Genomic DNA, 6,556 nt, shown 5'->3' on the forward strand with positions numbered 1-6,556 from the left:
GGTTGTGGGGACATCATAATCAACAGATTTAAACGGCCGGCCTTGGAAGACGAGCCGGCCGCCGGCAAATGGGATGGGCTTCTCCTGTCGGTCAGGCTGGCTGGACGCTCGGTCTTGCGCCACGCACCAGTGCCATCAGCATCAGCACGAAAACCAGGGCGATGGCCGCAAGCACTGCGCATATGATCACCGTCGGACCGGCGCCGGCACGGTCGAGAACCGCGGTGAAGATGACGGGCGCGATCGCATTGGCGAGGTTCTGCGGCATCGACAGGCGGGCTGCCTGCAGCCCGTATTCCCTGGCCGAAAAAAGGGCGAGCGGAAGCAGCGCGCGGGCAACCGCCAGCACGCCGGAGCCGAAACCGTAGAGCAGCACGAAGGTGATGAGCAGAGGCGCCGACGGCGGCACGACGAAGAGCATCAGGAAGCTGAACAGCATCAGGCTGACGCCCATGACCGATGTCAGGATCGGATTGCCGCGCTTGCCGAGCAGCATGTCCAGCGCACGCGCCGAGATACCGATCACGCCGCGGGCCGAGCCAAGCTGCAGGGCAAGTGCCGGCGATGCGCCGGACTGGCGGAAGATTTCGAGCAGAGACGGCGAGACGCCGAAGGTGATGAAGGTGCAGAGCGTGGTGGAGATGGCAATCAGCAGGAAGGCCTTGCGCCGGTCGGCCGGCGAAAGCGCCACCGGTGGCATTTCGGCGGCGGCTCCCTGTGTATGGCTTGCGACCGGTTTCGGCAGGGCGAAGAGGTGCAGCGGCAGGCAGATGAAGAATTGCAGGCCGGCGCTGACGACGAAGGTGATGCGCCAGCCGAAGTTTTCGTTGAGCAATGTCAGGATCGGCCAGAAAATGGTGGCCGAAAGACCGGTGAACAGCATGAGGATGGCGATGACGCGCTTGCCGTTCACGCCCTCGCGCTCCACGACGGCGGTGTAGCAGGGAGCCGAGAGACCGAGCGCGCCGCCGAACCCGATTACCACCCAGGCAATGGCATAAAGGATGACATTCGTGGTGGCGGCCAGCAGCAGTAACCCGATCGCAAAGGTGATCGACGAGGCGGCCAGGACCTTTGCCGCGCCATAGCGGCCGAGCCAGCGCCCGGTGGCAGGACCGGCGAAGGCGCTGATGATCATCATGATCGTCAGGCCGGCGAAGATTGCCTCATTTGGAAGGCCCAGCGACGGCGCGATGACGCGTCCCATGACGCCGAGCATATCGAAGGTGGTTCCCCAACTGATAAGCTGGGTGACGGCGAGCACGCCAACCGTCTGCGCCGTACGGAGCGAAAGTGATTTTTGCATCGATTTTGAAATGAAATGAATGAAGACGCGTCAAGCGATAGCAGCTTCAACCTGCTGGTGAAAGGCTCGATCGAGCAGATCCACTACCGGTCCGACCGATGTCGGAATTTTCGTTGCAGAGGAGCACATTACGACAGTTTCCGGTCATCATTCGGAAATCAGGTATATTTCGCGCAATAGTCGAGAATTGTTCTAAAAAACCTGCATAGCCGTGCATTCATTTGCCATTCAGGTCGCTTGAGTACATAGTCTGGGCAAGTTGGCATTACATTGAAAGCACAGCACATGGCCTCTCCTCTGAGCGTCGCAGCATTGGCCGCCGGCCTGGCGGTTTCGGCGCCCTCACCGGACGATACGCACACGCTTGTCCTGCGTGTGGCGGGCGATTGCAGCGCCGCTGCCCAGCAGGTCGTGGACGAGACGGGCGGCCAGCTTCTCTCCGTGCAGCCGGTGGGCAATAGCTGCATCATAACTGTTCTCGTTCAGGGTAACGGCCAGCGTCCGCGCAAGGTGACGGTAAAGGTTCCGATGTAAGCGGAATCGGCTTATCAAGGTTCCAGTGATTTGCAGCGGAAGAAGGCGAAGCGATGCGCATTCTGGTAGTCGAAGACGACGTCAATCTGAACCGGCAGCTGAGCGACACGCTCAAAGAGGCGGGATATGTCGTCGATCAGGCGTTCGACGGCGAGGAGGGCCACTTTCTCGGCGACACCGAGCCTTATGACGCGATCATCCTCGATATCGGTTTGCCCGAGATGGATGGCGTGACTGTCCTTGAAAAATGGCGTGGCGCCGGCCGCACGACGCCGGTGCTGATTCTGACCGCCCGCGACCGCTGGAGCGACAAGGTGGCCGGCATCGATGCGGGCGCCGACGACTATGTGACCAAGCCCTTCCATGTCGAGGAAGTGCTGGCCCGCATCCGGGCACTGATCCGCCGCGCGGCCGGCCATGCCTCCTCCGAAATCGTCTGCGGCCCGGTGCGCCTCGACACCAAGACTTCCAAGGCGATCGTCAACGGCGTGACGCTGAAGCTTACCTCGCATGAGTATCGCCTGCTTGCCTATCTCATGCATCACATGGGCGAGGTGGTCTCCCGTACGGAGCTGGTCGAACATATGTACGATCAGGATTTCGACCGTGATTCCAACACGATCGAAGTCTTCGTCGGCCGCCTGCGCAAGAAGATGGGCGTCGATCTGATCGAAACGGTGCGCGGTCTCGGTTACCGCATCCAAGCGCCGACCAATGCGAATTAAGTCTCTCACCGCACGCGTGCTGCTTCTGACCACGGTCTGGTCGACAGTGGCGCTGGTGGTGATCGGCCTGTTGATCTCGACGCTCTACAGGCGCAGCGCGGAGCGCGGCTTTCAGGACCTGCTGCGCGCGCAGCTCTACAACGTCATCAACTCCGTCACGATCGGCGATCAGGGCGCGCTGTCAGGCAGTCCGCAGCTCGGCGACCTGCGTTTCGCCCAGCCGAAGACAGGCTGGTACTGGGTGGTCGAGCCGCTCGGCACCTATACGACCGCGCCACTCGTCTCGCCCTCGCTGGGGTCTGCGACGATCCCGGTACTCTCTGTCGTCGAAGCACCCTTCGACAAGAACTATGAACGCTACTACCAGGTGACGGACGCTTCCGGGAACAGGGTACAGGTGGCCGAAACCGAAGTGGTGCTCGACACCGATGGCCGCGCCGCACGCTTCCGCGTGACAGGCAATGTCGATGTCGTGGAAGACGATGTCCGCAATTTCTCCCATCGTCTCTATCTTGCGCTGGCAGGCTTCGGCGTCGGCAGTCTCATCGTCAACGCTCTCGCCATTCTCTACGGCCTCAAGCCGCTGGATAAGGCGCGCGCCGCTCTCGAGCGCATCCGCGCCGGTGAAAGCGAGCAGTTGAAGGGTGATTTCCCGCGCGAAATCCTGCCGCTTGCCAATGAGGTCAATGCGCTGATCGACAGCAACCGCCGCATTGTCGAGCGGGCCCGCATGCAGGTCGGCAATCTCGCCCATTCCCTGAAGACGCCGATTGCCGTGCTGCTCAATGAAGCGCGCGTGCTGGAGCGCTCGCATGGCGACCTCGTGCGCAATCAGGCCGAGGCCATGCAGGGACAGGTGCAAACCTATCTCAACCGCGCGCGCATCGCCGCCCAACGCGAATCCGTGCTTGCGCGCACCGATGCCGAACCGGCGCTCGAACGGCTGGTGCGTGTCATGCGTCGCCTGAATGTCGAGACCGAGTTCGAGCTGATCGTCCAGCCGCCGCATCTCGCCGTCGCCATGGAACAGCAGGACCTCGAGGAGACGGTTGGCAACCTCCTCGAAAACGCCGCCCGTTTCGCCAAGAGCAAGGTGCGCCTCTCGGCAGTCGAAGCCGGTGACGACGTGAAGGGAACGGAAGCCAGCGCCCGCAAACATTGGGTGGAGCTTGCCGTCGAGGATGACGGTCCGGGGTTGGAGCCTGACCAGATCCGCGAGGCACTGAAACGCGGCCGGCGCCTGGATGAGAGCAAGCCCGGAACAGGCCTTGGTCTCTCCATCGTCACGGAAATTTCCAATGAATACCAGGGTCGGCTGGAACTCTCCCGCGGAGAGTGGGGCGGGCTCAAGGCCAAGCTTATCCTGCCGGGTGTGACAAAGGATGTTGCATGAGCAACTGCTTGATGTCACAAAGATAGTGGCAAATGTATAGCATGCTTTGCCTTAATGCTGACACGGGGACTCTGCACTTCGATCGGCTGTTATTTCACCCCTGATCGTGGTTCGATTGCAATGACTCTACGTTCGCAAGGCATGATCGTTTCTTCCCTTCTCGTCGCCGTTGCGCTCTCTGGCTGCACGACGACGAAGGGCGCCACAACGCGCGGTCTCTTCGGCGGCAAGCCCCCGGCTTCCGCTGCTTTCATTTCCGCTTTGCAGGGTGGCATCGTCGGCCGCACCGGTGTGGAACTCAGCGACAGCGACAAGCAGCGGGCGCTGGAAGCCGAATATCGCGCCCTGGAAGGAGCCGCCGTCGGCCAGCCGGTCACCTGGACCGGCCGAGACGCCAATGGCAGCGTCGTGGCCGCAGCGCCCTATCAGGTCGGTTCGCAGAACTGCCGCCAGTACACCCATACGGTCACTGCCGACGGCAAGGATACGCTGGCGCGCGGTGTCGCCTGTCGCAACGAAAACGGCACCTGGTCGCCGCTCGGTTGATCTCTTTTTCCCGCTATCCTTGCGGCCAAAAGCCTCAAATCTTCGTCAACACGGCATTGGCAGTTGGAATGAGGGCGCGCTTCAAGTATTTGGGCCAATATGCTGTTCTGGATTCTCGTGGCCGTCCTGACGGCGGCCGTTGCCGCCATTCTGCTTTACCCTCTTTTGCGTGGAGCAAAGACGGTGGAGGATACGCACGCCGGTGAAGCGGCTGTCTATCGCGATCAGCTTCGCGAACTCGACAGGGATCTCTCGGGCGGACTGATCAGCGCCGATGAGGCCGAATATGCGCGCGCCGAAATTGGCCGGCGGCTGATCGCCGTTTCCGGTGCTGCTCCAGCCGAACTGCGCAAGCCCGCGCGGCATCACCGCTTGACCGAAGCCTTCATCGTGCTGCTCCTGCCCGTCATCGGGCTCTGTCTTTACATGAATACCGGCAGGCCCGACCTGCCGTCGCAGCCGCTGGAGGCACGGCTTGCCAATCCCGGCAATGACATGCCCGTCCTCGTCGCCAAGGCGGAACGGCATCTGGCGCAGAACCCTGACGACGGCAAGGGCTGGGATGTGCTGGCGCCGATCTATTTCAGCACCATGCGCGTTTCCGATGCCGAGACCGCCTATCGCAACGCTATCCGCCTGCTCGGCCCGAGCCCCGCGCGTCTCGACGGTCTTGCCGAAACGCTGATGGCGGTCTCAGAAGGTGTGGTGACGGAAGATGCGCGCAAGCTGCTCGAACAGTCGCTCTCCCTAGAGCCGAATAATCCGCGTGCACGTTTCTACATTGCCTTGAGCATGGAGCAGGCGGGTCAGCCGGAAGAGGCGCGGAGCGCTTTCGAGACGTTGGCGAAGCAATCGCCTGCCGATGCCCCCTGGCTGCCGCTGGTCAACGAGCACATCGCCAAGAATGGCGGTCAGGCTGCAGCGCCAGAGGCCCAGCCCGCGGCGCCGGGCGGCCCGACTTCCGAGGACGTGGCCGCGGCTGAGACGATGAGTAGCGGCGATCGGCAGCAGATGATCCGCGGCATGGTGGAAAGCCTCGATGCGAAGCTGTCAGCTGATCCCAACAATTTCGAGGGCTGGATGCGTCTCGTCCGCTCTTACGCCGTATTGAACGACAAGGATCGCGCTGCAGGCGCCCTGAAGCGCGGGCTTGCAGCCTTTCCGGCATCGGGCGATCAGGGCAGGCAGCTGCTGGCGCTCGGCAAGGAGCTCGGCATCGCGACGGAGGGATTGAGCGAATGACGCGCAAGCAGAAACGCCTGGCGGTGATTGCCGGCGGCATGGGCTTCATTGCCGCCGCCGTGCTGCTCGTGATGTTCGCCTTCAGCCAGTCGGTCGCCTATTTCTACATGCCCGGCGATCTCGCCAGCAACCCGGTGGCGCCCGGCACCCGCATCCGTCTCGGCGGCCTTGTGGGCGAGGGCAGCGTCATGCGCGGCGAGGGCTCGGTCGTGCGTTTTGCCGTGACGGATCCGAGCGGTCAGATCGTCAATGTCCGCTACCAGGGCATCCTTCCCGATCTCTTCCGCGAAGGGCAGGGGGTGGTGACCGAGGGCACGTTCGAGACAGGCAGCAATGTCTTCACCGCCGATACCGTGCTTGCCAAGCATGACGAGACCTATATGCCCAAGGAAGTCGCCGACAGGCTGAAGGCCCAGGGCCTGTGGGAAGAGGGCAAGGGGGCCGCACCGCAAGGCGAGGCAGCAAAGGGCCAGGAAGCCCAGGGGCAACAGACAAGGGCAACGCCATGATCATCGAGATCGGCCACTATGCGCTGGTTCTGGCGCTCGCAACGGCAATCATCCTGTCGGTCGTACCTGTGATCGGTGCAAGGCGCGGCGATCAGGCGATGATGGATGTGGCGCCGCTCGGCTCGGTCCTGCTCTTTGCCCTCGTTGCCTTCTCCTTCGGCGTGCTTACCTATGCCCATGTGGTTTCCGACTTCTCCGTCCAGAATGTCTGGGAGAATTCGCATTCGCTGGTGCCGCTGATCTACAAGTACTCCGGCGTCTGGGGCAATCACGAGGGATCGATGATGCTCTGGCTTCTGAT

At 62.3% G+C, this 6,556-nt stretch carries 7 protein-coding genes and 1 pseudogene; 7 read left to right on the forward strand and 1 reads right to left on the reverse strand.

Annotated elements, in window-relative coordinates; translation table 11 throughout:
- Nucleotides 1–91: 91 nt before the first annotated feature.
- Nucleotides 92–1,306 (reverse strand): MFS transporter, encoded by a 1,215-nt coding sequence (locus FHT93_RS16430; protein ID WP_183848372.1) that lies wholly within the window; start codon nt 1,304–1,306, stop codon nt 92–94.
- Between the two features lie 285 nt (nt 1,307–1,591).
- On the opposite strand from FHT93_RS16430, the gene FHT93_RS16435 reads away from it, so the two are divergent.
- The 7 genes and pseudogenes from FHT93_RS16435 to FHT93_RS16465 form a co-directional block, all read left to right on the forward strand.
- Nucleotides 1,592–1,840: a hypothetical protein gene (locus FHT93_RS16435; RefSeq protein WP_018114518.1), complete on the forward strand. Its 249-nt coding sequence runs from the start codon at nt 1,592–1,594 to the stop codon at nt 1,838–1,840.
- Nucleotides 1,841–1,893: 53 nt separating this feature from the next.
- On the forward strand, nt 1,894–2,565 hold the full coding sequence (locus FHT93_RS16440) for a response regulator transcription factor (protein ID WP_018114517.1): 672 nt from the start codon (nt 1,894–1,896) through the stop codon (nt 2,563–2,565).
- Nucleotides 2,555–3,958 (forward strand): HAMP domain-containing sensor histidine kinase, encoded by a 1,404-nt coding sequence (locus FHT93_RS16445; RefSeq protein ID WP_112547934.1) that lies wholly within the window; start codon nt 2,555–2,557, stop codon nt 3,956–3,958. Before FHT93_RS16440 ends, FHT93_RS16445 begins: the two co-directional genes overlap by 11 nt.
- A gap of 120 nt (nt 3,959–4,078) precedes the next feature.
- Nucleotides 4,079–4,504, forward strand: a complete 426-nt coding sequence (locus tag FHT93_RS16450) for a hypothetical protein (protein ID WP_112970638.1) — start codon at nt 4,079–4,081, stop codon at nt 4,502–4,504.
- Between the two features lie 99 nt (nt 4,505–4,603).
- Nucleotides 4,604–5,746 carry a c-type cytochrome biogenesis protein CcmI gene (gene ccmI, locus FHT93_RS16455; protein ID WP_183848374.1) on the forward strand — a complete coding sequence of 381 codons (1,143 nt, stop codon included), beginning with the start codon at nt 4,604–4,606 and terminating at the stop codon, nt 5,744–5,746.
- Nucleotides 5,743–6,255: a cytochrome c maturation protein CcmE gene (gene ccmE, locus FHT93_RS16460; RefSeq protein WP_183848376.1), complete on the forward strand. Its 513-nt coding sequence runs from the start codon at nt 5,743–5,745 to the stop codon at nt 6,253–6,255. The genes ccmI and ccmE overlap by 4 nt, the downstream gene beginning before the upstream one ends.
- A pseudogene (locus tag FHT93_RS16465) lies at nt 6,252–6,556 on the forward strand (heme lyase NrfEFG subunit NrfE); the annotation flags it as partial. The gene ccmE and the pseudogene FHT93_RS16465, both read left to right, overlap by 4 nt.

Origin of the sequence: Rhizobium sp. BK379 (assembly GCF_014193955.1) — a bacterium.
Taxonomy (GTDB): domain Bacteria; phylum Pseudomonadota; class Alphaproteobacteria; order Rhizobiales; family Rhizobiaceae; genus Rhizobium.

Excerpts from the sequence above, each read along its gene's own strand:
- ccmE (WP_183848376.1), top strand. The coding sequence starts at position 5,743 with ATGACGCGCAAGCAGAAACGCCTGGCGGTGATTGCCGGCGGCATGGGC.
- FHT93_RS16440 (WP_018114517.1), top strand. The coding sequence starts at position 1,894 with ATGCGCATTCTGGTAGTCGAAGACGACGTCAATCTGAACCGGCAGCTG.
- ccmI (WP_183848374.1), top strand. The coding sequence starts at position 4,604 with ATGCTGTTCTGGATTCTCGTGGCCGTCCTGACGGCGGCCGTTGCCGCC.
- FHT93_RS16450 (WP_112970638.1), top strand. The coding sequence starts at position 4,079 with ATGACTCTACGTTCGCAAGGCATGATCGTTTCTTCCCTTCTCGTCGCC.
- FHT93_RS16435 (WP_018114518.1), top strand. The coding sequence starts at position 1,592 with ATGGCCTCTCCTCTGAGCGTCGCAGCATTGGCCGCCGGCCTGGCGGTT.
- FHT93_RS16445 (WP_112547934.1), top strand. The coding sequence starts at position 2,555 with ATGCGAATTAAGTCTCTCACCGCACGCGTGCTGCTTCTGACCACGGTC.
- FHT93_RS16430 (WP_183848372.1), bottom strand. The coding sequence starts at position 1,306 with ATGCAAAAATCACTTTCGCTCCGTACGGCGCAGACGGTTGGCGTGCTC.